General features: G+C 41.3%; 21 protein-coding genes, 1 tRNA gene and 2 pseudogenes. 5 read left to right on the top strand and 19 right to left on the bottom strand.

The features are described 5' to 3' along the window. Window positions 1-39 precede the first annotated feature (39 nt). The 7 genes from pepF to QM874_RS04590 form a co-directional block, all read right to left on the bottom strand. Window positions 40-1,836 carry an oligoendopeptidase F gene (gene pepF, locus QM874_RS04620; protein WP_414316389.1) on the bottom strand — a complete coding sequence of 599 codons (1,797 nt, stop codon included), beginning with the start codon at window positions 1,834-1,836 and terminating at the stop codon, window positions 40-42. A 10-nt stretch (window positions 1,837-1,846) separates the two neighbouring features. Further along, complete coding sequence (locus tag QM874_RS04615) at window positions 1,847-2,590, bottom strand: 16S rRNA (uracil(1498)-N(3))-methyltransferase (RefSeq protein WP_414316388.1); 744 nt, start codon at window positions 2,588-2,590, stop codon at window positions 1,847-1,849. A 1-nt stretch (window position 2,591) separates the two neighbouring features. Then, window positions 2,592-3,542 (bottom strand): 50S ribosomal protein L11 methyltransferase, encoded by a 951-nt coding sequence (prmA, locus tag QM874_RS04610; RefSeq protein ID WP_414316454.1) that lies wholly within the window; start codon window positions 3,540-3,542, stop codon window positions 2,592-2,594. A 137-nt stretch (window positions 3,543-3,679) separates the two neighbouring features. Further along, entirely contained in the window at window positions 3,680-4,153 is a 474-nt protein-coding gene (locus QM874_RS04605) for a GNAT family N-acetyltransferase (RefSeq protein ID WP_414316387.1), read from the bottom strand. Further along, window positions 4,150-4,584, bottom strand: coding sequence for an NUDIX hydrolase (locus tag QM874_RS04600; RefSeq protein ID WP_031574864.1), 435 nt, complete (start codon window positions 4,582-4,584; stop codon window positions 4,150-4,152). The genes QM874_RS04605 and QM874_RS04600 overlap by 4 nt, the downstream gene beginning before the upstream one ends. 49 nt (window positions 4,585-4,633) lie before the next feature. After that, window positions 4,634-5,176: a hypothetical protein gene (locus QM874_RS04595; protein ID WP_414316386.1), complete on the bottom strand. Its 543-nt coding sequence runs from the start codon at window positions 5,174-5,176 to the stop codon at window positions 4,634-4,636. A gap of 55 nt (window positions 5,177-5,231) precedes the next feature. After that, window positions 5,232-5,702, bottom strand: coding sequence for a DUF3013 family protein (locus QM874_RS04590; RefSeq protein ID WP_414259732.1), 471 nt, complete (start codon window positions 5,700-5,702; stop codon window positions 5,232-5,234). Window positions 5,703-5,817: 115 nt separating this feature from the next. On the opposite strand from QM874_RS04590, the gene QM874_RS04585 reads away from it, so the two are divergent. After that, a complete protein-coding gene (locus tag QM874_RS04585; RefSeq protein ID WP_414316385.1) occupies window positions 5,818-7,089 on the top strand; it encodes a replication-associated recombination protein A in 1,272 nt (423 codons plus the stop codon). A 263-nt stretch (window positions 7,090-7,352) separates the two neighbouring features. Beyond that, a tRNA-Lys gene (locus tag QM874_RS04580) sits at window positions 7,353-7,425 on the top strand. A 331-nt stretch (window positions 7,426-7,756) separates the two neighbouring features. Here the strand turns inward: QM874_RS04580 and QM874_RS04575 are convergent. After that, window positions 7,757-8,080 (bottom strand): annotated as a pseudogene (locus QM874_RS04575) (hypothetical protein); the annotation flags it as partial. Between the two features lie 102 nt (window positions 8,081-8,182). On the opposite strand from QM874_RS04575, the gene QM874_RS04570 reads away from it, so the two are divergent. After that, window positions 8,183-9,025, top strand: coding sequence for an aldo/keto reductase (locus QM874_RS04570; protein WP_006152895.1), 843 nt, complete (start codon window positions 8,183-8,185; stop codon window positions 9,023-9,025). A gap of 163 nt (window positions 9,026-9,188) precedes the next feature. Beyond that, the gene (locus QM874_RS04565; RefSeq protein ID WP_414316384.1) at window positions 9,189-10,334 is read left to right on the top strand and encodes a low temperature requirement protein A; all 1,146 of its coding nucleotides are present in this window, start codon (window positions 9,189-9,191) and stop codon (window positions 10,332-10,334) included. 662 nt (window positions 10,335-10,996) lie between these two features. Here QM874_RS04565 and QM874_RS04560 read toward each other — a convergent pair. The 3 genes and pseudogenes from QM874_RS04560 to QM874_RS04550 form a co-directional block, all read right to left on the bottom strand. Continuing rightward, window positions 10,997-12,086, bottom strand: a pseudogene (locus QM874_RS04560) (AI-2E family transporter). Window positions 12,087-12,095: 9 nt separating this feature from the next. Further along, on the bottom strand, window positions 12,096-13,385 hold the full coding sequence (locus QM874_RS04555) for a hypothetical protein (protein ID WP_075229763.1): 1,290 nt from the start codon (window positions 13,383-13,385) through the stop codon (window positions 12,096-12,098). A gap of 645 nt (window positions 13,386-14,030) precedes the next feature. Further along, window positions 14,031-14,690, bottom strand: a complete 660-nt coding sequence (locus QM874_RS04550; RefSeq protein WP_004250746.1) for a hypothetical protein — start codon at window positions 14,688-14,690, stop codon at window positions 14,031-14,033. 238 nt (window positions 14,691-14,928) lie between these two features. Between QM874_RS04550 and QM874_RS04545 the strand changes: the two genes are divergently transcribed. After that, on the top strand, window positions 14,929-15,462 hold the full coding sequence (locus QM874_RS04545) for a hypothetical protein (protein ID WP_414316383.1): 534 nt from the start codon (window positions 14,929-14,931) through the stop codon (window positions 15,460-15,462). A gap of 183 nt (window positions 15,463-15,645) precedes the next feature. Here the strand turns inward: QM874_RS04545 and QM874_RS04540 are convergent, their stop codons facing one another. From QM874_RS04540 to fusA, 8 genes are all read right to left on the bottom strand, one after another. Beyond that, the gene (locus QM874_RS04540) at window positions 15,646-16,209 is read right to left on the bottom strand and encodes an ABC transporter substrate-binding protein (protein WP_414316382.1); all 564 of its coding nucleotides are present in this window, start codon (window positions 16,207-16,209) and stop codon (window positions 15,646-15,648) included. A 186-nt stretch (window positions 16,210-16,395) separates the two neighbouring features. Then, entirely contained in the window at window positions 16,396-17,433 is a 1,038-nt protein-coding gene (gene queA, locus QM874_RS04535; RefSeq protein WP_414316381.1) for a tRNA preQ1(34) S-adenosylmethionine ribosyltransferase-isomerase QueA, read from the bottom strand. A gap of 28 nt (window positions 17,434-17,461) precedes the next feature. Next, the gene (locus QM874_RS04530) at window positions 17,462-18,370 is read right to left on the bottom strand and encodes a LysR family transcriptional regulator (RefSeq protein ID WP_004250738.1); all 909 of its coding nucleotides are present in this window, start codon (window positions 18,368-18,370) and stop codon (window positions 17,462-17,464) included. 140 nt (window positions 18,371-18,510) lie between these two features. Next, window positions 18,511-18,741, bottom strand: coding sequence for a GlsB/YeaQ/YmgE family stress response membrane protein (locus QM874_RS04525; protein WP_006154630.1), 231 nt, complete (start codon window positions 18,739-18,741; stop codon window positions 18,511-18,513). Between the two features lie 9 nt (window positions 18,742-18,750). Next, a complete protein-coding gene (locus QM874_RS04520; RefSeq protein ID WP_414316380.1) occupies window positions 18,751-19,992 on the bottom strand; it encodes an aminopeptidase in 1,242 nt (413 codons plus the stop codon). Window positions 19,993-20,013: 21 nt separating this feature from the next. Next, on the bottom strand, window positions 20,014-20,166 hold the full coding sequence (locus tag QM874_RS04515; RefSeq protein WP_414316379.1) for a hypothetical protein: 153 nt from the start codon (window positions 20,164-20,166) through the stop codon (window positions 20,014-20,016). A gap of 22 nt (window positions 20,167-20,188) precedes the next feature. Then, window positions 20,189-24,583, bottom strand: coding sequence for a PolC-type DNA polymerase III (locus QM874_RS04510; protein WP_414316378.1), 4,395 nt, complete (start codon window positions 24,581-24,583; stop codon window positions 20,189-20,191). Window positions 24,584-24,696: 113 nt separating this feature from the next. Further along, window positions 24,697-26,778 carry an elongation factor G gene (gene fusA, locus QM874_RS04505; RefSeq protein WP_414316377.1) on the bottom strand — a complete coding sequence of 694 codons (2,082 nt, stop codon included), beginning with the start codon at window positions 26,776-26,778 and terminating at the stop codon, window positions 24,697-24,699. Window positions 26,779-26,965: the final 187 nt, after the last annotated feature.

Here is a 26,965-nt window from a genome sequence, read left to right as displayed (position 1 = left end):
ATCTCAACAATATAATTCTATTATTGCACTTTTATGATTTTATTCTCCCAACTGGGCACTATAGGCGATAATCTGGTCAACTGTGTCAGACAAGAACTGGATGGTATCACGAAGTGGTTTGTCTGTTGAAATATCAGCACCGATAATCATAGCTGACTCAAGCGGTGTCTTACTACCCCCTGATTTGAGGAGATTGAGCCAATCTTCAGCTCCAGTTTCCGAATGTTTCAGATGGAGGTAACCCGCAGTTGAAATTACAAGACCGGCAGAGTAAGTATAACTATACAAGCCCATGTAGTAGTGAGCTTGGCGCATCCAAGTGAGTGCCGCATCGTCGTCAATTTCAATAGCATCTCCCCAGAAATCTGTCAAAACTTCCTTCATAATGCTGTTGAGTTTGCTTGCTCCAAAGGTTTCCCCTTCTTCAATCAGTGTATAAACCTTACGTTGGAAGGCTGCTTCCAAGAGGTGGGTAATAAAGTTATGGAAGTAGGTATCTGTCAAGCGGTGAGCAAGAGCGAAGCGTTTTTGACGCGGATCGTCAGATTGGTGTTCCAAGTAATCACTTAAAAGTAATTCATTAAAGGTTGATGGTGCTTCGACATAGTAGGTCGACATGTGGGCGTTAAAATAGCTTTGGTGATTGTCTGAAAAGATAAATTGACCAGAATGCCCGATTTCATGAATCAAGGTATAAACATCGCTCAAACGACCTGTCCAGCTCATGAGAACATAAGGATGCACACGGTATGGATCAGCTGCATAGCCACCAGAATCCTTGCCACTATTGGCAGCAAAGTCCACCCAGCGTTCTTCCTGATAACGAGCGATTTCTTGACAGTATTCTTGCCCCAACGGTGCGACAGACTTCATGACCAAATCGTAGGCATCATCAATGCTAACCTCTGGATTAAGAGCACTGTCCAAATCCAATTTCCAATCAGCAAAGGTCATTTTCTCAAGACCATTCACCTTGGCAACATGCTTGAGATATCGCTGAGCAACTGGCGCAAAGTCCTTCATGATGAGATCAATCTGACGATCAAACATAGCACGATCTACTTCTTGCTCAGCTAGAAGATAGTCAAAGACTGAGTCGTATCCCTTCATATCCGCCAAGAGTTTTTCAGACTTGACTTGGGCTAGATAAGCTGCCGCTGCAGTATTTTGGTGCTTACGTAGTCCATCTGAGAAGGAACGGAATGATTTCTCACGAACCTCAGCGTTCTCGTGATTTTGGTAGAAATTTTCATAGGTCACAAAGCTATTTTTGTAGGTTTTTCCATGGGCTGCAAAGTCAGCCATTTCGAAATCCCCAGCTCGCATCTTGGTGTAAATATCCTGTGGACTGTAGAAAACTTCACCCAGATTGGTCAAGGCCTTCTCCACATCAGCCCCAAGATAGTGGGCTTTTTTGATTTTGGCCTGACGAATAGCTGCTGTCAAATGTGGCAACTCACCCAATCGGTCCAAGACTTCCTCGTCTGCTTCTACCAAGGCGTCATCAAAGAAAGTCAAGGCTACGCTGGCATCTGTCTCAAAGTCCATCCCAGCTTGGGCGATATTGGCAAAATCTTCATTGCTATAGTCCGTCGTCTGAGGCATAAAACCATAGTTGCCAATATGGCTCATCTGAATGTAGATTTGTTCCAATTCCGCAAAGGCCTTCTCGAAATCTTCAAAAGTGTGAAGATTGCCCTTGTAGTCACGACTAAATTGATTGATGTCTTCACGCGCCTTCTCTATCGCACGTAAGAAATCCTCACGGTCTTGATATAGGGCTGTTAAGTCCCAAAGTTCCTTTTCAGGAAATTCTGAACGGTGTTTTTGTTCCATCTTCTTCCTCTTATTTCTCTAATTCTAGTAATACACTGATGGCTGATAAGGCATAAAGCGGTGCTGTTTCTGCTCGTAAAATACGAGGGCCAAGCCCTGCCAAGACTGCTCCTTTAGCTTCAAAACTTTCAATTTCTGCTGGTGAGAGACCGCCTTCTGGGCCAAAGATAAAGAGCATTTTGGCTCCTTTTTCAAGACCAGTGACTGCTTGCAAGAGCGCAGCGACTTCTCCTTCTTTTGCTGACTCTTCATAGGCCACCACGATGCGGTCAAACTGATCCAGCTGGGCTAGAAAGTCTGCTTTTTTCTCAAACAGCTTGATGCTTGAAACGAAGTTACGCTTGCTTTGCTCGGCTGCTCCAAGGGCGATTTTTTCCAGTTTTTCAATTTTTTTGCCCAATTTCTTACCATCCCACTTGGCAACTGACCAGTCGGCAGGAAAGGCCCAAATCTGACTGGCACCCAGTTCCGTCACTTTTTGAGTGATGAACTCCAGCTTGTCTCCCTTGGGAAATCCTGATGCGATAGTCACCTGGACTGGCAGTTCAACATTGTTAGCCAATTCTTGAACCAACTCAAACTGACGAGCTTCCACATTTAGCACACGCGCCAAGCGCTTGATACCATCATCAAAGACTAAGGTCACCTCGTCATCTTCTTTCAGGCGCATGACCTGAAACATGTGCTTGCTGGTTTCCTTGTCCTCAATGGTGACAGGAGAGATTGCACTGCCTTTAACAAAATACTGCTGCATGCTAGCCTCCAATCACACCTGAAATATCCTTGGTTTTCTTAAAGACACAGGCATTCCATTCTCCTTGAATCATGTGAGTTTCAAGGAAAAATCCAGCTGACTCAGCCGACTCGCGCACCATGTCCCACTTGTCCTTGATAATCCCACTCATGATCAGGTAGCCTTCATCCTTGACCAAACGATAAGCATCGTCTGTCAGATGAATGAGGATATCCGCCAAGATATTAGCCACGATAACATCTGCTTCAATCTCCACACCCTTAAGCAAATCACCTGGCGCCACATGGATATTTTCCATACCAGGATTGAGCTCAATATTTTCCTGAGCGACGCGAACCGCCACATCATCGAGATCATAGGCAAAAATCTCCTTGGCACCAAGAAGCGAGCTGGCAATGGAGAGAACCCCTGAACCTGTCCCCACATCCAGCACCGTTTCGCCACCACGAAGGACCAGCTCCAAGGCAAAGAGGCTCATCTTAGTAGTTGGATGCGTCCCAGTACCAAAAGCCATGCCTGGATCTAGCTTGATAATCTTTTCTCCAGTAGTCGCATCATAGTCTGTCCATGATGGCACGATGGTCAAGTCATGAGTAATGCGAGCTGGTTCATAGTATTTCTTCCAATTGTCGGCCCAATCTTCCTCAGCTAAGGCAGTCGTGCCAATCTTGACTTCGCCCAGATCTATAAAATCTGTCAATTCTGCTAAGCGAGTCTGCAAATCCGCTTCAACCGCTGCTACATCAACCGTTTCCGGGTAGTAGGCCGTCACCACGATTTCTTCTTGTTGCTCAACCTCTGGTAAAATCTCACCGAATCGATCGACATTCCCCACATAGTCCATGCTGTCTTCGATCGCGACCCCTTGCGCCCCCAGCTCAATCAAGAGGTTGGAAACCAACTCCTCTCCCTCACGCTTTACTGTAATCTTTAACTCTTGCCATGTTTCCATCATTAAGATACCAAGCCCGTAAAACACAAAGCCAAAATAGGAAACTCTCTGAAGACGCTTGTGTCTAAGAAAAGTTTATCTTTTTGGCACAGTGTTTAGGGCGAGTTCAGTTTAGAAATTTAACTGAACTATCCTTTCTATTTCTCTATCCATTTTTTCATGTATACCATATCCATGCCTTCTTTTTCAGGCTCAATATGGGTTTGATGGTAGCCATTCTTCTCATAGAAAGCAACCATACCTTTATCCTGTAATACCGTACACAAATCCCACTGTGTGATGGTTGTAAATTCTTTTTCCAGCAAACTTAAACCTTTAGATCCATATCCTTTCCCTTGATACTGGGGCAAAATAGCTACTGTTCCCAACCAAGCTTCTGTCAACTCTTCATTGGTCTGAACTCGTAAAAAACCAATCTTTTCTTCATCTTTTTTCACAAAGTAGTAATAGCTATTAGGACGTTCTGCCAGTTTCCACTTGATTCGTTCGCGGTCCTCCAGGTAAGGATCGTATTCATCTTGGTATTTGTCATAGACAGCCTTAAAGCTGGCTCTCTGAATTGCAATAATAGTTTCTAAATCCTCTGCTCCCGCTCGAACAAGTGTTATCATAAACCTTCCTCCAAATAATCCCTCAATCTCCCCTGTAGCTGAGGCACTGCCTGTTTAGACTTCAAAAACTCCTCAATAGGCATCAGTTTATAGGCCTGTCCTTCATTCCCAAAGGTAATATTGTCAAATTGTTCTTGTCTTAGCTGACCAACCATAAAGACCGATTGCTTGTCTTTAAAGATTACGCTAGGATAAATCTTGCTCCAAAGCAGACAGTCTTCATCTAAATGAATTCCCAATTCCTCATAAACTTCACGCGCTGCGCACTCGAAAGGGCTTTCGTTTCCTTCACGACCACCACCTGGCAACTCCCACATGTTGGGACAAGGGATATCGTCCTTGTCATCACGTAAGATAGTCAAGACCTTATCCCCACAAATCAAGGCAATCTTGCAACCTTGGAAATCCATTCTGCTATCTAATAATTCCATGATATTTACTCTTTTCTATGATAACAATTACTCTCTAGGAAAATACGAGCTAGCTTTCTTCGATTACTTTTTGGCACTCTGCATCCCAGTACGCCTGCCATCTACCATGTTTTTTAGCAAAATAAACCGTAAACTCATCATTTACATAATCTGCAACATAGCGAAGATTAGGCGAGTTTTCCTCAAAACTTAATATCCAAGGATGGAAGTAAAAGGTTTTCTCCCACCTCTTCTGAGTATAGCCTAGATCCTTAGCATACTGAGGGATGGGTTGTTGCAACTCGCTTTCCAAATGGGACTGAATGGCATTATCAATACTATTTAAACGAGCTAATAGTTGCTGAAACTGCTCTTCCTCTTCCGTCTTAAAACCAACTAGAAATTCAAATTCCGCAAAATCTTCAGGAAATTCAAGTTCTGTGATTTTCCCATCCTCAGCATAGCGTCCTTCCTCATTAACAAGGCGACGAGTTCCTGACTTCAATACTCTCTCGAAATCTAGATCCGCAAAGCGATTGCGGGAAAGAATATCAACTGACGGCTCAGTTTTAGCTGACCTTCTCCTGAAAAACTGTTTGACTTTTTCTAGCATAGTCTCCCCCTTCTCCTTGAATTCATTATTTAAAAATGTCCACTTAGAATATTTTCTAATATCTCGGATAAGGATAAAATTCTCCCTCTTCCAAGCCTGCTTTCCCTTCTTCAAAGACTTCTTGGTTCCATTCCATGACGAATTCTTCTGCTTCTGGGTCTTCCAAAAAGTCCATGAGGGCATCTAGTCCAACCTCTGCAGTATCTTTAAGGAATAGCGCAAAATAAGCTAAAAATTCACGAGAAAAACCTTTCTTCGGTAGGTAAGGGATGACCGTGAGATAGTCTTCTTCATTAACAGTTGACTTGGCAGGGTTGTAAAAAAGCACCGCTTCTTCAAAAAGGATATCGTCTGACGACACCTCTCCATCCTCATCCAGCATCTCCACTCCTGCAGGATTTTGTGCTTCTAGTAAAAAGCTCACTTCTACCGCATGATTGCGCTTATCCCAACTAATCTCATAATCAAAAGGAAAGTTTTTGTCCAACTCTTCTTGTAAAACATCTAAAAATCCGTATGTTGCCATTTTGTCCTCTTTCTATACGACTCTTAAATCGCCCCGAATACTCGGAAATATGCTAAAATAGATACTACCATATTACCACATTAGTATCAGAAAATCCATGTTAGAAAGGACTGCTATGCCAGACAATCTCGCACTTCGTATGCGCCCAAAAACCATCGATCAGGTCATCGGTCAGGAGCATCTGGTGGGCCCAGGTAAAATCATCCGTCGCATGGTGGAGGCCAATCGCCTATCATCCATGATTCTCTATGGACCTCCAGGCATCGGAAAAACCAGTATCGCTTCGGCCATCGCTGGAACGACAAAGTATGCCTTTCGGACCTTTAATGCGACAGTTGATAGCAAAAAACGTCTCCAAGAAATCGCCGAGGAAGCTAAATTCTCAGGAGGGCTTGTATTGCTACTAGACGAAATCCACCGTCTCGACAAGACTAAGCAAGACTTCCTCCTTCCTCTCTTGGAAAGTGGATTGGTTATCATGATTGGGGCGACAACTGAAAATCCTTTCTTTTCTGTCACTCCAGCCATCCGCAGTCGTGTTCAGATTTTTGAACTAGAACCTCTGTCTAACCAAGATGTCAAAGAAGCCATTCAAATCGCCCTGACTGATCCTGAACGTGGCTTTGATTTCCCTGTTGAGTTAGATAATGATGCCCTTGATTTTATCGCAACATCTACCAATGGAGACCTCCGTTCTGCCTTCAATTCGCTTGATTTGGCAGTTCTCTCCACCCCAGAAAATGATGACGGTGTCCGCCATATCACGCTTGACATCATGGAAAATAGTCTTCAGAGAAGCTACATCACTATGGACAAGGATGGAGACGGACACTATGATGTTCTATCTGCTCTCCAGAAATCCATCCGTGGCTCTGATGTGGATGCCAGTCTCCACTACGCTGCCCGCTTGATTGAAGCTGGTGACCTTCCTAGCCTGGCACGCCGTTTGACGGTGATTGCTTATGAAGATATCGGCTTGGCTAATCCCGATGCCCAGCTCCATACCGTAACTGCTTTGGATGCTGCACAGAGAATTGGATTCCCAGAAGCTCGTATCCTCATTGCCAATGTCGTCATTGATTTGGCACTCTCGCCAAAGTCCAACACAGCCTATGTGGCTATGGATAAGGCTCTGGCCGACCTTAAAACGTCTGGTCACTTACCAATTCCAAGACACCTGCGAGATGGTCACTATAGCGGTAGCAAGGAGCTAGGCAATGCTCAAAACTACCTCTATCCTCATAGCTATCCTGGCCACTGGGTCAAGCAAGATTATTTGCCAGAAAAAATTCGCGACCATAGCTATTTCTCACCAGAAGATACTGGAAAATACGAACGAGCCCTAGCTCAGCGCAAGGAAACTATTGATAAATTACGAAATTTGTGAAATCCTTTCCAAATAATTACATTTACCCCTTGATTTTTTTTGAAAAAGTGGTATTATATAAACATAGAAACGCTGTGGTGTACGACCTCACACTTAAGTGTTGACCGACTATTTTTTGTATTATTAGGGAAACAAAAGTCTTCTAACAGCATGTAGGCCGTCTCACACGGAAACAGCTTCAGTTAGAGCGAGTTGCCCACCTGCTTAATTGCGCGGGTTCAATACAAACCGTGAAGTTTCGGCACCAATACAGCTTTTTATTTGCCTCCTTAGCTCAGTTGGTAGAGCAGTAGACTCTTAATCTATGGGTCGCAGGTTCGAGCCCTGCAGGGGGCATCTAAATCAACAGGAAAAAGCCTTAAAATTAAGGCTTTTTTGCTTGTCATTTTGTTTTTTATACCAAATTTTGTACCAAAAAGTTTATATTTACAAAATAGAGTCTGGGACAAAAGTCCTAGCCTCTCAATTGTCTTTGGATTGTAGAGCAAGACGCAGTGGTTGAGTGGGCTCTACTACGCTGATTTCATCAGCTTTTACAGCCCTACTCAACTGTGCGGAGGTGGGACGACGAAATCGAATTCTAACGAATTACCGATTTCTGTCCCACTCTCATTTATCTAACACCTCGATTTAATAGAAAAAAACACCTCATGGTGGTTACTTATTATCAATCATCCATTACTCCGCCTGTGAGTTGGTACATGAGGTAAATGTGCTCCAAGGTTTTTACCTTATCCATATGTTCCATATCTTTAAAGCCTCCTAATGCTAGTCATTGGTTATAAGACAAGGGACCATGTTTTAACACAGACTGTCTATATAAATCCAGTTCAAAGTTATCAGTCACATATGAGTTATCTAAATACTGAAGAATATATTTCAGGCTCTTGATAATAATGTCGCAGTCTTGAAGATTTTATTTTACAATACCAACAAATTCATTCTCTTCCCAAGTAATAATATCTCCAAAGGCTGTTACGAACATCGGAAAAAGAAGTAAGGAACTATTCATAATAATAGCCGTAGCAAATCTTTGCATTTTTGCCTTATCTTATTTAAGATAGTACTATTAAAAAAAGAAAAGGTGAAAATCATGGAAACATATACACTTGCAAATGGGGTTGCTATTCCTAAAATTGGTTTTGGAACTTGGCAAATTGCTGAAGGCGAAGAAGCCTATAACAGCGTTAGCTTCGCACTTAAGGCGGGTTACACACATATTGATACCGCACAAATTTACGGTAACGAGGTTTCTGTAGGTAAGGCGATTGCTGATAGTGATTTGGCACGTGAGGATATTTTCCTAACTACCAAACTTTGGAATGATAAGCACGATTACGAGTTGGCTAAGACTTCTATCGATGAGTCTCTCGAAAGACTTGGTGTGGATTATTTGGATCTTTTGCTTATCCATTGGCCTAATCCAAAGGCGCTTCGTGAGAATGATGCTTGGAAGTCTGGTAATGCAGGCGCTTGGAAGGCAATGGAAGAAGCCTACAAAGAAGGTAAGGTGCGTGCTATCGGTGTGTCTAACTTTATGCAACATCACCTAGAAGCTCTTCTTGAAACAGCTGAAATTGTGCCACATGTCAATCAAATCCTCTTGGCTCCAGGTTGTGACCAAAAAGACTTAGTTGCCTATTGCCAAGAGCGCGATATCCTTCTTGAAGCCTATAGTCCACTAGGTACAGGTGGTATTTTTGGAAATGAAGATGTTGAAGCAGTGGCTGAACGTAACGGTAAATCTGTGGCACAAGTTGCTCTGCGTTGGAGCCTTCAAAAAGGTTTCTTGCCACTACCTAAGTCTGTGACACCTAAAAATATAAAAGCTAACTTGGATATCTTCGGCTTCGACTTATCAGAGGAAGATATGGCGGTCTTGGATAAGATTCAAGGCATCAAAACTCAGGATGATCCTGACAAAGTTAATTTTTAATAGGATTTTAATCAACTCGTCAGGGTTGCTTTTTCAAGTAAATGACAAAAGAAGTCAAGGTTTTGACAATTCGCGCCACATAAAGTTATTTAAGCATATCCTTTTCTCTCATTACCATTTTCTGTTATAATAAATTGTACTTCTAGAATAGAAAGGACTTAAGATGACAACTCTTATTAAACATAAACGTGTAGAATTTTCAGAACTTTTTTATGACCTAGTTTTTGTTTTTGCAATTTCAAAAGTAACTACTTTAATCGACCATCTTCATAACGGTATTTTGACTTGGAATTCTTTCCTTGATTTTTTCATTGCTTCTTTGCTTCTCATCGATTCCTGGATGATTCAAACCGATTATACCAATCGCTATGGAAAGAACTCTTTATTTAACATAGTAATCATGTTTATCAAAATGGGAATTTTACTCTTTATAGCCAATATGATTGGACCTGATTGGCAACAATATTTTCATTATCTCTGTTGGGCTATTGGTACATTAACCCTTACCTTATTTTTTCAATATTTGGTTGAATTTTTTAGAAAATCAACCGATGATGTTCATCGGGAAAGTATCAAAGGTTTTCTATGGATAACAGGTCTAGGAAGTTTAGGAGTCTATTTAGCAGCTCTTCTTCCTATTTACGTTGGAGTCTCTGTCTTATTTGCTAGTATTCTGCTAACATTTATTATGCCAAGTATCTTGCTTAATAAAGATAAGCTTTACCAGGTAAATCTCCCCCATTTAATCGAGCGCATCTCCCTTCTTGTCATTATTATGTTTGGAGAGATGATTACGGAGCTAGCTAACTTCTTTACAATCGAGAATTTCTCGATTTATTCGGTTCTTTATTTCATTATTATGATTTCTCTGTTCTTGTTTTATTTTGGTCAATTCGACCATGCTATTGATGAAAAATCTAATCAAAAGGGGCTATTTCTAATTTACAGTCACTATCCTATTTTCATTGGGCTTATGATGATGACTGTATCGATGAGTTTTCTTCTGAATCCTGAAGCTAATCGTCTCTTTGCAACCAGCTTCTCTTATATCGGATTTGGCCTCTTTCAAGCTGCTGTCCTAGTAAATGGGCCCCATAACAAACACTATCTTCGCTATTCGAAAAGTTACTACTGTGTCCAAGCGACACTCTATCTGGCTGCCTTGATTCTCTCTTTAATCTTTGCTTCTAATCCTATAATAGTAGTGAGTATAACAACCATTTTAGCTCTAGCTATAACCATTCATTTTATTTATTTTTATATGACACAGAATAAAAAATATTCCAAATCTAACTGGGGGATATTTTAATGAGTTTATAACATTAAAAAGCTTTGGGAACCAAGGCTTTTTTTTCATTAATTTGTTTTTCCATTTTATCCTCCGATTTGAACTCGCACTGACATTTATTTATAACAACACTATATATCTAGTATGGCATAATCATTAGGTATTATAGGTTTTCAAACCAAATGTGAGTCATTCGTTTTTGCCCCACTTTTGCCCCATTTTTAAATCCTGACATTGAAAACACCTAAAAGTATTTCCCTAAAATCAGCTATATTTCAACACTTTTGTTTATTTTCAATATGAAAAGTTCTTACAAATTCATGCAGGGGGCATCTAAACAACAGGAAAAAGCCTTGATTTCAAGGCTTTTTTGATGTCAAATAACTTTTTGTAGCAAATCATTATAAAGGTTTTCCAACCTTATCAAACTTATCATTTATTCTCAATCAATTGCTAGCAATATTTGATAAGACCAACTGTTTTTTACAGTACAGAGCTAGTCTATAATTAACTAAACTATACTAATTTGTGCCCATATTACATGGCCAATCCGCATAGAGATTAAAATGGGCTATTATGAATTCATAAATTTTCGCAACAGAACAAGAGCAAGTCATTTAGAAATAAAAGAGAAGAGAATCTTTCACTCTCTTCTTAGTATATCTTATTAAATTCAGTCTTTCTCAATCTACCTGATTTTCCTTTGCAACGACAAATTCTTTAACCAATCGATAGATAACAGCAAATATGGGTGTAAAGAATATCATCCCAAGTAAGCCAAAGAGATTGCCTCCAATACTAGCAGCCGCAAGCGTGAAAAGGGCTGGCAAACCAATAGACTGACCTACAACTCTAGGATAAATAAGGTTTCCTTCAATCAGCTGTATAACTTGATATAGAAGAAGAGAAAGTAAGGCTTGAGTAGGACTCACTGTGAAGATAAAAATCGCTCCCACAACACAAGCAATCATAGGCCCTACATAAGGAATGAACGATAGCACTCCTGCAAAGATACCTGTCATTACTCCATAGGGTATCCCAAACACGCTGTAACCAACCGCTATCATAACTCCTATGATAACTGCTTCAATCAGCTGACTCATCAAAAATTGGTCATAAGTCTCTAGTGCTACTTGTCCAATGTAAGTCAACTTTATCACCACCTTCTCTGGAAGAAAAACTTTTAGAAGTCGACTCGTCATCGCTGCCAAATGTTCCTTACTGGATAAAAATAAAAAGGTGAAGACTATAATCAAAAAGGCATTCATCAAACTTGAAAAAATATTGCCGATATTACTAGTCAGACCTGATAAAAAACCTATCAAAGCTTGGCTAATAGAGCTAGACTGTCCCTGAATTCCTGATACGATAGTTGACAACATGTCTTTGGTTACAAATTCCGAGCTGCCTAGCAATTTCCCAAGTTGAGTAAGGACTGTTGAAAGGACTGTTCCCAGCTGACTAATAGTCTGGGCTAGGGTTGGCAGCACCAAAACCAAAAGAGCAATCACGATTAAGATAAGAGCTAGGAAAACAAGTACCATGGCAATCGGACGACGCAACTCTGCCTTTACCTTCAATTTAACTAAGTACTGTTCAATTTTTTTCATGGGAACATTGAGCACAAAAGCAATAACAGCACCATAAATCAAGGTTGATATTACATCAAAGAGAGAAGATTGCTCCTGATATAAAGCTCGATGCATTCAGAATTACAAGAGCAACCAGCCCTATAAAAAGTATTAACGGGGTGTATTTTTTTACTAAGTTCATAAATTCTCCTTAATAAACATGTTTAGATACGACTATACTATTTGGTTTTTCAAACTCTCGATTAAGGTAGGCTTGGTAAGTTCCTGGAGCGATAAATCCTTTGGGTGAGAGGATATCGGTGCCAGCCTGACCGACTATGGTATCAGCCAAGAGCACACAGTTTGTAGATAAGACAAAGTAGGATTTAAACTTAGATTTGATAAATTTATAAAGTTCCCCATCCGTCTCATGTCTGATTTTATAAGCGTAGGTGTAGTCTTCCTTACCATCTTCCGTTTTAATTTTATCTGCGCTTGGCTCCCAAGGAATCGTTAGTTGTTTTAATTCAGCTAATTTTTCCTGAACCGCTTCTTCCATTTCCGGTGTCAAATCTATTCCGTAACCAAATAGCGTTTTTTGACTCTCCCGTTTACATAAGTCAATGTACTTATCACGGTCGCAAAAATATAAAACACCATCTCCAACCATACCAAATAAGGTCTCAGATGACGGATCATAGTTTCCATAAGAAATCACACGTCCTTGATAACAAAGGTCCACATGACCAATAGCTGAAAATAGAGAAGTCTCCGCTGTATGAACGAAAATTTCAAGATCTGCTGTCTTACCAAACTTCACCATTCCAAGATAGATTTCCTCTTCCTCATCAGCATTTTCCTGCATGAATTTATTGATTTTTGCTAAAGTACTTGCAGGGATGAGAGCGGCTAGGGCAATAGGTAAGCTCATTCTGACACGACGTTTGAGATGGTTTTTCCCAATTTCCTTTTCAAATAAGAAACCGTCACGGATATTGGACACACCATAAAGGCAAAAATAAGCCCCTAAAACAAAGAGTTGAAAGACAGAATTTCCCGTAGAGGACAAAAGACTAGTCCCACCAAGAAAAACTAGTACGAGACCATCTAGTAAGAAACGAAAACGAGGTCGAATTTTGTTTTTGCGGTAGAGAACATAGGTGACAAGGTTGATACTAGCATGAAAAATCTGAGAAATTCCAATCACAAGAGCCAAAATATAAATTGGCACATCAGTAGCAAGATTCGAGCCTAGCAAATATCCCATCACTAACAATTTAACCAGTGCAACTCCCAAGGTGTCCGTTGACTGACTTTTTTTGAAAATACGTAATACTAAATCTAAGACCGTTGCTATCCAAGCTAAAAACAGAACCAGTCGAATAACCGTCACTGGCAACCAAGTTCCCGTGACCATCAAGATAAGACCTAGCAGAACAAACAAGAAACCCTGAACAAGTAATTTCTTACCTGTCAGACCTAAAGAAAGAATTTTTTCCATAAAAGACCTTTCAAAAATAATAATTAAGCCCTTTGATCAAATTGACTGGTAAATAGCTGACGGCACAAACAGCCTGTGCCAGCAAGACATGGCGACTGACTGTAGCAATGTCACCATCTTGTCTTTTGCACTTCTGAAATTTGTTTTATTGAGTCGAAATCAGAGCTTATAAAAACTAGCTAAACTCGAGAGATAGACACAATTGCGACGAAAAAATGTATAACCAATTCAACTTGTTAAGGTAAGAAAGCATTATTTCCAATCTATTAATTATTCATCTATTACCTATTATGACACAATATTCCCTATAGTTCAACTTTTTACCTATTTAAAACCATAAAGCCTACATAACTCTTTGAATAGAACAAAAATCTGAATGTAATAAGATAGTACCCATTACCCATATTATAATTAGATTATGAATTGAAGCTTTTTGGAACTAAAATTAGGAATAATTGAGAAAGTAGGGAGGGAAATTTTGCTTTTACCCCATTTTGAAATAATTTCATTTTAGATTTTTCTAAGTTTCTTTCAAAGAGCCTGCAGGGGGCATCTAAACAACAGGAAAAAGCCTTGATTTACAAGGCTTTTTTGTTTTTCTAAAAGATTTTCTCTAGATATTTAGCAGAATCCCAAGATAGTTTCTCAATGTTCCACTTCTTCCTTAAATCGTACTTTTCCTTGGCTGTATAATCTCATAATCTTCACAAAGCGAACTGGATTGTTTTGGTTATACAAAAGAAATACTGAAAAGAATAACAAGCCAGCAAACCACAAACCATAGCCTTCATCACCAATCGGTTGGCCAAATTTTAGAGGAAGAATCAAGAAATACAAAAAGTAATAGATAGACACTATATTTACTACAAAGCGGGCAAATCGATAAGGTAAAGCAGACAGTTGTCTAGGATCAAACTGGTTTTTTACAAACAAATTATGAGATGCTGCAAAGAAAAAGACTTTCTCTGTCGTTGGCTGGGCCTTTCGAACATTTTTATAAAGTGCTCGTTCAAGTATAGCAACCAACAAGGAAAACTGCATCAACCAAAATAGAAGAATACAGGCTAGACTGAACCAGTTATAGACACCAATAAACTTGAGGGAAAAGAAGCCCGAAATTGCAGGTCCACCTACTAGTAAGAGAATTACCAATTCAGGAATAAAAGAATTCGTTTCACCAGCTTTTTCAGTATTGAGCAACTTACTCTTTGGAGCAGCTAAAGCCTCTCCTGTCTTTTGGTCATAATAAACAGCCTGACCATTGCATTCGCCGATAAAGACACGACGGCGTCCGAGAAAAAACATATTGACCTCTTTCTATTTATGAAAACAAGTCTTCAAATTTTGGAATTTTATTATCCTAGTATACCATAAACCAACTTGCTAGGTCATAAGATAGCTAAGAGCCACATCTTGCTAAAAGGTTGACAGAACTTCGCTCCATAGGATATGATGGGAATACCTAAAATTTTAACTCTGCATGATCTTTACGACTTCTACTGAAAAAGCGTTGGAGAGTTCAATTCTATATCTGGAGGTTTCTATGAAAATCTATTATTCAAAATTTGTCGGTGTCGGCTATCTAGTTTTTGCGGTAGGTATATTCTTTCAATTTTTCTTTTTTCTCGCGCATGGATTGATCGACTTTTCCCAGCTTAGTCTTCTTACTGTAGTCCCAACCATCCTCTTTTTCGCTGCTATCTATTCAACGATTGCAGGCATCAAAAGACTGACTAGTCGCAGGCTCTCCTTTGAATTCACCTTTGAAGGCATTTATGTCTATCCCGGGCTCTTCTTTTCCAAGGAATTCTTCATCCCTAAAGAAGAATTGTTGCGAGCATCGTATGTTGAAGTGGATGTCAGTGACCCTGACCATATCAACAGCAAGGCTTGCTATTTAGATTTTGACCTGAGAGAGGTGACCCAGCTAGAAGATATTTCTAAGTCAAACGTCATCATCGATACAAGTGTTCTGATATTGCGTCTCGCCCTTAGCCTCTGTCGATTTAGAGAGGAAGAAAAAGCCGAGTTGGCGACCTATCTAAAAGAAAACTACGGAATTGATTTCTTATATTAGCAAGTAAAGAAAGCCCTAAAAACAGGGCTTTTTTGATATTATCCTTATTATCTTTCACTTTAAAGTGGACTTGTTCATTATCCAACTTAAACGTCATGTAAATTTGAATGCTTAAAATTTTATGCTTCGAAAACTATTAAAAAAGTAAGAGCGTTTCTACACCCTTACTTCTTACTGGTATTCTTAATTACGGTAAAAATGACTATCTTTGTCGCTTGGTGATTGGCCGATTGCCAAGACGTCTTGGCTACCATCCGTACCAGTTAATTCATTTGCTACGCCTGCTGGGGTAAAGATAAGGCGTGCTCCTTCTCCACCACCAACAAGATGAATTCCTGTCAAATAGTAACCGTCCTTCTCCTCTACTTTGTCCATCTCATATTTAAAGGTGCCTTTTGAGCTTTGAATGGTCACGATTCCATCCGCTGTGACTGTAGCAGTTGTTCCAGCATAATTCTCCCAAGTCCCTACAAACTTAGCGTAAGCTTCTTGTGATTTTTGCTTATCTTCCTTTTGTTCTGCTTGAGTGGTTGTAGCTTCTGTCGCACTATTTGTCTCTGACTTCTGCTCCTCTTTTTGGCCTGCTTCAGTTTTACTTGCGGACTCTGTAGTCACCTTACTTGTTGTCTCCTTTTGGTTTGAAGATGACGTATTCTTGTCATTCTTTCCACCACAGGCAACCAAGGTCAAGGCAGCCAACAAGGTCAGGACTGATAGGCTCGTATAGCGCAATGTTTTGTTTTTCATAAAAATCTCCTTTGAAATAGACACAGATAAAAGTAGCTTGTCAGATTTTGCATATATTTGACGGCTGTATCGTAGTCTTCAGTGTATCATTTATTTGCTTTTAATTCAATAGCTATCATATATCGAAAAAAGGCTAATCCAAGTAGGAATTAGCCCTTTTATTTCTAGTTTTGATTTGCTCGTTTTTTAGTAGATAAACATGGCATCGCCAAAGCTAAAGAAACGATATTTTTCATCGATAGCATGTTGGTAGGCTTTGAGGACCAAGTCACGGCCTGCAAAAGCTGAGACAAGCATGACCAAGGTAGACTTCGGCAAATGGAAATTAGTAGAAAAAGCATCCACCACCTTCCAGTCATAGCCTGGCTTGATAAAGATATTGGTCCAGCCAGAGTCGGCCTGGATTTGGCCGTCAAACTTGCTTCCGATAGTCTCTAGCGTACGGATAGAGGTAGTCCCCACAGCAATGACACGGCCACCATTTTCTTTGACCTGACGCAAGGTCGCTGCAGCTTCCTCAGACAATTGATAAAACTCTGAGTGCATCTCGTGCTCATCCAAATTATCTACTGAAACAGGTCTAAAGGTCCCAAGTCCAACGTGCAAGGTCAGGTAGACTAGATGAACACCTTTTTGCTGGATTTCTTCCAGTAATTCCTTGGTAAAATGTAGCCCTGCAGTTGGGGCTGCTGCTGATCCACTCTCCTTGGCATAGACTGTCTGGTAACGTTCACGGTCATCCAATTTTTCATGAATATAAGGAGGCAAAGGCATTTCTCCAAGACTTTCAAGTACTTCTAGGAAAATCCCCTCATATTCAAAACGGACAATACGGCCGCCATGGGTTAATTCCTCGGTCACAACTGCGCTAAGTCGACCATCACCAAAGATAACACGGGTGCCGACCTTGAGACGTTTAGCTGGTTTAGCCAAGACCTCCCATTCGTCTCCTGCTGTATTTTTCAAAAGCAAGAGTTCAACATGGCCCCCTGTTTCTTCTTTTTGACCATGAAGTCGAGCTGGCAAAACTCGGGTATCATTCATAACCAGGGCATCACCTGGCTCTAGCATTTCGATAATAGAGTGAAAGTGGCGATCTTGAAATTCTCCAGTCTGGCGATTGACCATCAAGAGTTTAGAGGCATCGCGCTTTTCCAAAGGAGTCTGAGCAATCAATTCCTCTGGTAAGTGAAAATCAAAATCATTTGTATTTAATGTCGTCATTCTTCTTTTCTCTTCTCATTTATTCAAATTACTTATCAAAGCGAACTTCTTCAAGTAGGTACTCGATGAAACGTTCACCCATCTTAGACAAGCTAGTTTTCTCATGCTGGATATAAACCAGTTCAATGGGATCATCAATATCAAGTGGAATCGAAACGATATTGTCTCCATTGAGGTTACTATTGAGGATACCAGTCGCGATGGTATAGCCGTCCAAACCGATCAAGAGATTGAACAAGGTCGCACGGTCACTAACAACGATGGATTTCTTGTGGTGTTCCTGAGACAAAATCTCCTCTGAGAAATAGAAGGAATTATGGGTACCTTGATCATAGCTCAAGTATGGGAAGTCTTCTAGGTCTGCCAACTGCACCTTGTCTCTCTTAGCAAGAGGGTTGGTCTTGCTGACAAAGATATGGGGTTGGGCTGTAAAGAGATGGTGGGCAACTAGATGGTTGTCATCTAACATCTTTGAAAGAACGTCCCGGTTATAGCTATTTAAAAAGAGAACTCCCACTTCACTTCGGAAGTTCTTGACATCATCGATAATCTCCCAAGTTCTCGTCTCACGCAAAAAAAGCTCGTACTTTTCCATATCGCTTTTCTTGAGCAAGGAAACAAAAGCATTGACCACAAAGGCATAGTGTTGCGAAGACACACTAAAAAGCTCGCGATGAGCGATTGGATTCTTATAACGTTCTTCTAGAAGTTGCGTTTGCTCGACAACCTGACGGGCATAGGATAGAAACTCCATCCCATCACGTGTAAGGGTGATTCCTTTGGGATTTCGGATAAAAATCTCAATTCCCATCTCATTTTCTAGGTCACGAACTGCATTTGATAGACTCGGTTGCGTAATGAAAAGTTGCTTGGCAGCCTCATTCATCGAACCAGTTTCTACGATTTTGATAATATAGTGTAATTGTTGAATTCTCATGTTTTTATTGTACCATACTTGACGCAATATAAAAAGAACCAGTCACTGAAAGCCAAGCTAGTCGCATATCAGTCTTTTTGCAGCTCATAAAAAAGAGGTTGGAAGATTTCCAACCTCTTTATCTGTTCTAGCAGTTAAAACTAGCTGTCTTTTTTCCAAAAGATGGCTAATAAAATCATGGCTCCTAAAACTGATGGGATAATAGCCGTATCAGCTAAGATAGGCCCCCAAGTTCCAAAAAGCATTTGACCCAGGAAAGCACCAATCCAACCCAGGAACATTTTCCCGAAGCATCCCATCCGTTCTCCACGATTGGTGATAGCTCCTGCTAATAATCCGATCAAAAGACCGACAAACATACTTCCAATCATAGTTTCTCCTTAAATTGCCCAATCTCCATTGCGGAAGAGTGGTACGCGTGTCCCATTCTCACGGATACCATCGATATCCATTTGGTTAGAACCAATCATAAAGTCAACGTGAACATCTGAACGATTAAGTCCTGCAGCTTCCAGTTCTTCTTCGCTCATCTCTGCTCCACCAACAACGCTCGTTGCATAGGCTGCACCAATAGCCAAGTGGTTAGAAGCATTTTCATCGAAAAGGGTGTTAAAGAAGGTAATACCTGACTGTGAAATTGGGCTTGGATCTGGTACCAAGGCACATTCACCCAAGGCACGCGCACCAGCATTCTTAAAGACGAGGTCCTTCATTACTTGATCACCCTTTTCAGCTGTGATATCAACGATTTGACCATTTTCAAAGGTCACTTTGATACCTTCGATAATATTTCCATTGTAGCTAAGAGGTTTTGTAGAAGTGACATAACCATCTGCACGACGAAAGTCAGGAGCTGTAAAGACCTCTTCTGTTGGCATATTTGGCAAGAAACCTTCGCCTTGGGCATTGATCGCTCCGGCAGATTCCCAAACGTGGTTCTTCGGCAAGCCAAGTGTCAGATCTGTTCCAGGAGCAGTGTAGTGAAGAGCTGAGAATTGCTCCTTGTTAAGCATCTCTGCCTTGCTCTTGAGGATAGCTGCATGTTCTTCCCAAGCCTTAACTGGATCTTCTTCGTAGATGCGACAAGTCCTGAAGATTTGGTCCCAAAGGAGATCTACTGCTTCTTCGTCACTCGTAGCATTTGGAAAGACTTTCTTAGCCCACTCGAGTCCAGCAGCAGCTGCTACAGTCCAGCTAACCTTGTTAGATTGAGTTGCGATACGCATTGGCTTCATAGCAATTCCCATAGCTTTGGCAGAAGCTGAGAGCTTTTCAGCATCCACTCCGTTCAAGGCACCTGGATCAGAAGAACGAACACCGAGACGACTTGCTTTGTTTTCAAGAAGGTAGTTCATCTCAGCGATCTTGTATTCTGGCACATTGTCCAAACGCTCCATCGGCGCGTGAAGGAATTTCTCACGGTTTACAAAGTCATCTGCCCATTGAACGATAACTTCATGTGCACCAAGTGCATAAGCTTCTTTGACAATTAAATGAGCCAACTCGCGTTGCTCCACATCGATAGAGAGAGCCAAAGTATGACCAGGTTGCACGTTCACACCGTTTGCAACCAATAACTTAGCATATTTTTCTAGATTTTCTTTAAAATTTGGTAAAACCATTTTCTTTTCTCTTTTCTATTTTTATTTTTCTTTCAAAGCAGAAAATAATCCTGACAAAGCAATAACACCTGACAAGAGTGCTGTCGACAAAAGAATTGTCTGATCAGCAAGTTCCAATTGGTACTCGAAGACTTTTTCAGCTGGCTTGTCTTCCGCAAAAATTCTTAGTTTCATGAAATATCCTCCGTTCTACCTCTTAAAACAAATCATCAAACAAGCTCAACTGGTTATCCTCTGGCATATTGCCGAGAATGCCCATTTCATCCATCTTTTCAACCAAGGTTGATGAGAGTCCACCACGCTTGCGGAGTTCTGTTTTAGAGAGGAATTCTCCCTCTTGACGGGCACGAACCAATTGTTTGGCAACGTTCTCTCCTAGTCCATCCATAGCGACAAACGGTGGGATAAGGGTGTCTCCATCGATGATGAATTCAGTTGCATCACTGCGATAGAGGTCCAATTTGCCGAACTTAAAGCCACGTTCCCACATCTCATTGACGATTTCAAGTGTTGTGTAGAGGTCAATTTCTACGTTAGAAGCTTCATTGTTCTTACGCTTTTCAGCAATTTCTTGCATCTTGCGTTTGATGGCATCCAAGCCTGCACCCATGGTCTTGATATCAAAGGCCTTGGCACGGATGGAGAAGTATGCACAGTAATAATAAATTGGATGGTGGACCTTGAAGTAGGCTACACGAAGGGCCATCATAACGTAGGCTGCCGCATGGGCTTTAGGGAACATGTACTTGATTTTTCCACAAGATTCGATATACCACTCAGGCACATTATTGGCCTTCATGGCTTCGATATAACCATTGCGCTCTTCTTCTGATATTTTGAGCCACAATCCCTTACGCACTCGCTCCATGATGGTAAAGGCCATCTTAGGATCTAAACCTGCGTGCATGAGGTAAACCATGATGTCATCCCGACATCCGATAACGGTTGATAGGTCCGCTATTCCAGCCTTAATCAAATCTTGGGCATTTCCCAACCATACATCGGTACCGTGAGACAGCCCAGAAAGCTGAAGTAACTCTGCAAAGGTCGTCGGATGGGTTTCATCCACCATGCCTCGAACAAAGTTAGTTCCAAACTCTGGAATACCAAGCATACCAGTCGAAGTCCCAATTTGTTCAGGCGTCACTCCCAGAATATCGGTTCCCGAAAAGAGAGCCATGACATCAGGATCATCCATAGGAATATCATTTGGATCAATGCCTGACAAGTCCTGGAGCTTGCGAATCATAGTCGGATCATCATGTCCAAGGACATCGAGCTTGAGGACGTTCTCATCGATATCGTGGAAGTTAAAGTGAGTGGTCTGCCATTCAGCCGTTACATCATCTGCAGGATACTGTACTGGAGTAAAGTCATAGACATCCATATAATTAGGGATAACAACGATTCCTCCTGGGTGCTGACCGGTCGTCCGTTTGACACCAGCAGCTCCTTGGGCTAGGCGTTCTACTTCAGCTTCTCGGTAGAATTTGCCATAGTCACGCTCGTAACCCTTGACAAATCCATAGGCTGTCTTAGCAGCCACCGTACCAACCGTTCCTGCACGGAAGGCATATTCTTCCCCAAAGATATCACGAACATCCAAGTGGGCGCTCGGCTGGTCTTCACCTGAGAAGTTCAAATCGATATCAGGTACCTTATCCCCATCAAAACCAAGGAAGGTCTCGAAAGGAATGTCCTGTCCATTCTTGCTGAGCTTGTGGCCACAGTTTGGACAGTCTTTATCTGGCATATCAAAGCCTGAACCGTAGGAACCATCCGTGATAAATTCACTGTACTGACACTGACCACAGACATAGTGAGGAGAAAGCGGATTAACCTCGGTAATTCCAATCATGGTCGCAACGAAACTGGATCCAACAGACCCACGTGAACCAACCAAGTAGCCTCGTTCGTTTGAACGGTGCACTAGCATCTGTGAAGCTAGATAAATCACAGCAAATCCATTCCCCAGAATAGAGGTTAGTTCTTTTTCAATCCGCAAATCGACAATATCTGGCAGCGGATTTCCATAAATCTCAAAAGCTTTCTTGTAGGTCAATTCAGCGACCGTTTCTTCAGCCTTGTCAATGAAAGGTGTATACAAGTCGCCTTTAACGACCTCGACAGGCTCAAAGATTTCTGCCAAGGCATTGGTATTTTCAATGACAAGCTTGCGAGCCAAGTCTTCCCCTAGAAAGGCAAACTCATCCAACATTTCATTAGTCGTTCTAAAATGTGCCTTTGGTAGCGGAGCTGGTTGGGCAGCTTCTCCGTGACCGATCGTTCGGTTAATCATTGCTCCCTGCCCCAGACTGCGGACGATGATTTCTCGATAAATTTCATCCTCGGGTTCGAGATAGTGGACATTTCCTGTCGCAAGAACTGGCTTACCGAGACGATCTCCAACCTCTATCAAACTCTTGATGATGGTTTGGAGCTCCTCCATGTCCTTGACCTGCTCTTTGGCAATCAGAGGTGCATAGATTGCCGGAGGCATCACCTCGATAAAGTCATAGTATTTAGCAACTTCGACCGCTGCATCAACACCTTGTGATACGACTGCATCAAAGACTTCCCCTTCTGTACAAGCAGAACCCAAGATTAAACCTTCTCGATGGGCATCCAGTACCGTACGTGGAATTCGTGGTACTCCTTCAAAATACTGGGTATTTGACAGAGATACCAGCTTAAAGATATTTTTCAAGCCCACCTGATTTTTCACATAGATAGTTGCATGCTTGACGCGAGCTTTTTTATAAGAATCTGGACTGATTAAATCAAGGTTTAATCGTGCCAAATCTGTCACACCGTGTTTTTCTGCTACTTCTTTGATAAAGATAAAGAGCAGACGGCCAGTTGCTTCCGCATCATAGTTGGCCATATGGTGGTGTTCTAGAGCTACACCAAAACGTTTAGTCAAAGGTCCTAGACCATGACGTTTATACTCAGGATAGAGATTTCTAGCAAACTCTAGCGTATCGATGACAGGTTGAGTAATTTTTGGAAGACCGTGACGCTCATAGTTGGCATTCATAAAACCAACGTCAAAGCTTGCATTGTGGGCTACAAGAACGGTATCTTTACAGAATTCTTGGAATTCTTTCAGAACTTGGACCAAGGGTTTGGCATTTTTCACATGCTCATCCGTAATTCCTGTCAATTCAGTTGTAAAGGCTGATAAGGGGTGCCTAGGATTGATAAATTCATCAAATTCAGCGACGATATTTCCCTTATACATCTTAGAAGCCGCCACCTGAATCAAATCATTATAGATAGCAGATAGACCAGTCGTTTCCACGTCAAAGACTACATAGGTCGCTTCAGAAAGATCCATCTCAACTTCGTTATAGACGATAGGAACACGGTCTTCTACGATATTGGCTTCCATCCCATAGATCAGCTGGATTCCAGCTTTCTTAGCCGCCTTATAGCCATGAGGGAAGGATTGAACATTCCCATGGTCCGTGATTGCTACCGCTTTATGACCCCATTTGGCTGCTGTTCCAACGATTTCTTCGACTTCAGGAAGAGCATCCATGGTCGACATATTGGTATGGGCATGGAACTCAACACGACGCTCTCCCTCTGGCATCAAGTCTTTCCGTTCATAGTGGACGACTTCCTGAACGTCCTGTACATTCATGGTCAAGTCTCGCGTAAAATTATTTACTTCAACATTTCCACGAACACGGAGCCAAGAATTTTTCTTGATCATGTCAAACTTCAGAGCTTCTTCTTCGTTCTTGACCCATTTTTGCATGGAGAAGCTAGAAGTGTAGTCTGTCATCTTGAAGTTAATCAAAACACGACCTGTTCTAGTCACCTTCTGCTCGACATCAAAGACAACTCCTTCAAAAACCAGACGATTTTCCTCAGTATTAACCTCAATCATAGGAGTAATCTCTGCCTTGTCTAGTTTTGGCTTGGCAGCTGCTTTCTTAGCTTGGAAATCAAAGACAGGCTTATCCTCAACTGGAGGAGGCGGCGCCATCTGTTCCAATTGTTCCATAGCCCGAAGTGTTTCTTCATTAGCAGCTTGGATAATCATTTGATTTTCCGTCTGAAAGGCCTCTTGCTCTTCCCTTGTAAGCTCTTCATTTTTTTCTAAGATGCAAGAAAGTTTAGGAAATCCAAAAAGTTCCAACTGTTTGCTAAGATTTGGCAGATGATTTTTTTTAAAATGCTCTGTATCTGCCGCCTCAGAAGCTTCAATGATTAACTGGTCATTTTCAAAGCGAACCTGAAAATTCTGATATATAGAACGAAAACCTTGACTAGCGCAAGGACCATCCGAAAAAGCCTCTCGATAGTAGGCTTGTAAAAGTTCTCTAGAAAATTCCTGATTTCTCGTTTTTATCTCAAAACTAGCCTGATTTCCCGTTTTTGAGAATTCTTCTTTCAAGCCTCTTTTCAACTCTAGAAAAAGTTCAAAAGGCAAGATATTTTCAAAAACAAAATGAAACTCCCAAACTTTGCTTCGTTTATGAACAATGACTTGTTCTATTTCAGCCTGAGAGAAGGCCTCATGATTTCTCATTTCAGCGGGGATTCCCAACTGATTCATTAAAATTTCAAAAGTGGTTGACATCCATTTTCCTCACAATATACTCCTTCTATTTTACCATATTTGAGGCACTTTTACCTATTTCTACCAAACAGAAAAAGAAGCCACAAAGTGACTTCTTTTAAAGTGACAGTGAATTATTCTTCACCTTTGTTTTTCTTAATGATTTCTTCTTGTACTGACTTAGGTACATCTTCGTAGTGGTCGAATACCATCATGAATGTACCACGTCCTTGTGATGCAGAACGAAGAACTGTTGCGTAACCGAACATTTCAGCAAGTGGAACGTAAGCACGAACGATTTGGCTGTTACCGTGTGCTTCCATACCATCTACACGTCCACGACGAGCAGTTACGTGACCCATAACATCACCAAGGTTTTCTTCTGGAACAGTGATTGTTACAAGCATCATTGGTTCAAGGATTGCTGGTTGTGCAGTCTTAGCAGCTTCTTTAAGTGCAAGAGATGCAGCGATCTTGAAGGCAGTTTCAGATGAGTCGACATCGTGGTATGAACCATCATAAAGCTTAGCTTTAACGTCAACCATTGGGTAACCTGCAAGAACACCGTTAGCCATAGATTCTACCAAACCTTTTTCAACCGCTGGGATAAATTCACGAGGAACCACACCACCGACGATTGCGTTTTCGAATTCGAATCCTTTTCCTTCTTCGTTTGGAGTAAATTCAATCCATACATCACCGAATTGACCTTTACCACCAGACTGACGTTTGAAGAATCCACGTGCTTGAGTAGAAGCGCGGAATGTTTCACGGTAAGATACTTGAGGAGCACCTACGTTCGCTTCAACTTTGAACTCACGACGCATACGGTCAACAAGGACGTCAAGGTGAAGCTCACCCATACCAGAGATAACTGTTTCACCAGTTTCAACGTTAGTTTCAACGCGGAATGTTGGATCTTCTTCAGCCAATTTTTGAAGGGCGATACCCATCTTGTCTTGGTCTGCTTTAGATTTAGGCTCAACCATCAATTGGATAACTGGTTCTGGAACGTTAATTGACTCAAGGATGATTTTAGCTTTTTCATCTGTCAATGAGTCACCAGTTGTAGTATCTTTCAAACCAACGGCAGCAGCGATATCACCTGAGTAAACAGTGTCGATTTCTTGACGGCTGTTAGCGTGCATTTGAAGGATACGTCCGATACGTTCACGTTTACCTTTAGAAGTGTTCAATACGTAAGAACCTGATTGAAGAACACCTGAGTAAACACGGAAGAATGTCAAACGACCTACGAATGGGTCAGTCATGATCTTGAAGGCAAGAGCTGCAAATGGCTCTTCATCAGATGCTGGACGAGTTTCTTCTTCTTCTGTATCTGGGTTGATACCTTTGATCGCTGGGATATCAAGTGGGCTTGGAAGGTAGTCGATAACCGCATCAAGCATCAATTGAACACCTTTGTTCTTGAAGGCAGAACCACACAATACTGGGAAGAATTCAACGTTGATAGTCGCTTTACGGATACCAGCTTTCAATTCTTCGTTAGTGATTTCTTCACCTTCAAGGTATTTCATCATCAAGTATTCATCAGTTTCAGCAACTGCTTCAACCAATTTTTCACGGTATTCTTGAGCTTGGTCAAGGTATTCAGCTGGAATATCTTCTTCAAGGATATCTGTACCAAGGTCGTTAGTATAGATTTCAGCCTTCATCTTGATCAAGTCGATGATCCCACGGAAGTCATCTTCAGAACCGATTGGCAATTGAATTGGGTGTGCATTTGCTTGAAGACGATCGTGAAGTGTGCTTACTGAGTAAAGGAAGTCAGCACCGATTTTGTCCATTTTGTTGGCAAATACGATACGTGGAACTCCGTACTCAGTTGCTTGACGCCAAACTGTTTCAGTTTGAGGCTCAACACCTGATTGTGAGTCAAGAACTGTAACCGCACCGTCCAATACACGAAGAGAACGTTGTACTTCAATTGTGAAGTCCACGTGTCCTGGTGTGTCGATGATGTTTACGCGGTGGTTGTTCCATTGAGCTGTTGTCGCAGCAGATGTGATAGTGATACCACGTTCTTGCTCTTGCTCCATCCAGTCCATTTGTGACGCACCTTCGTGAGTTTCACCGATTTTGTGGATTTTACCAGTGTAGTAAAGAATACGCTCAGTTGTAGTTGTTTTACCGGCATCGACGTGAGCCATGATACCGATATTACGAGTTTTTTCAAGTGAAAATTCGCGTGCCATGAGGTTTGTTTCTCCTATATTTTTTTATTTCTATTCTATTATAACACGATTTAATAAAAACGGATAGGCAGGACCTACCCGTTCTCAATGTTTATCTTGTTATTGTTGGTTTCAACTTACGAAATGGTAAGTTGAGTTATAGCTAAGAGCTGACCGAGCTAAATTGAACCCGGGCTAAAAGCTCAAG

Source organism: Streptococcus infantis, assembly GCF_047463615.1.
Taxonomy (GTDB): Bacteria; Bacillota; Bacilli; order Lactobacillales; family Streptococcaceae; genus Streptococcus; species Streptococcus infantis_X.
The sequence above is the reverse complement of the archived record's forward strand: the minus strand, read 5'-3'. Positions and strand labels throughout refer to the sequence as shown.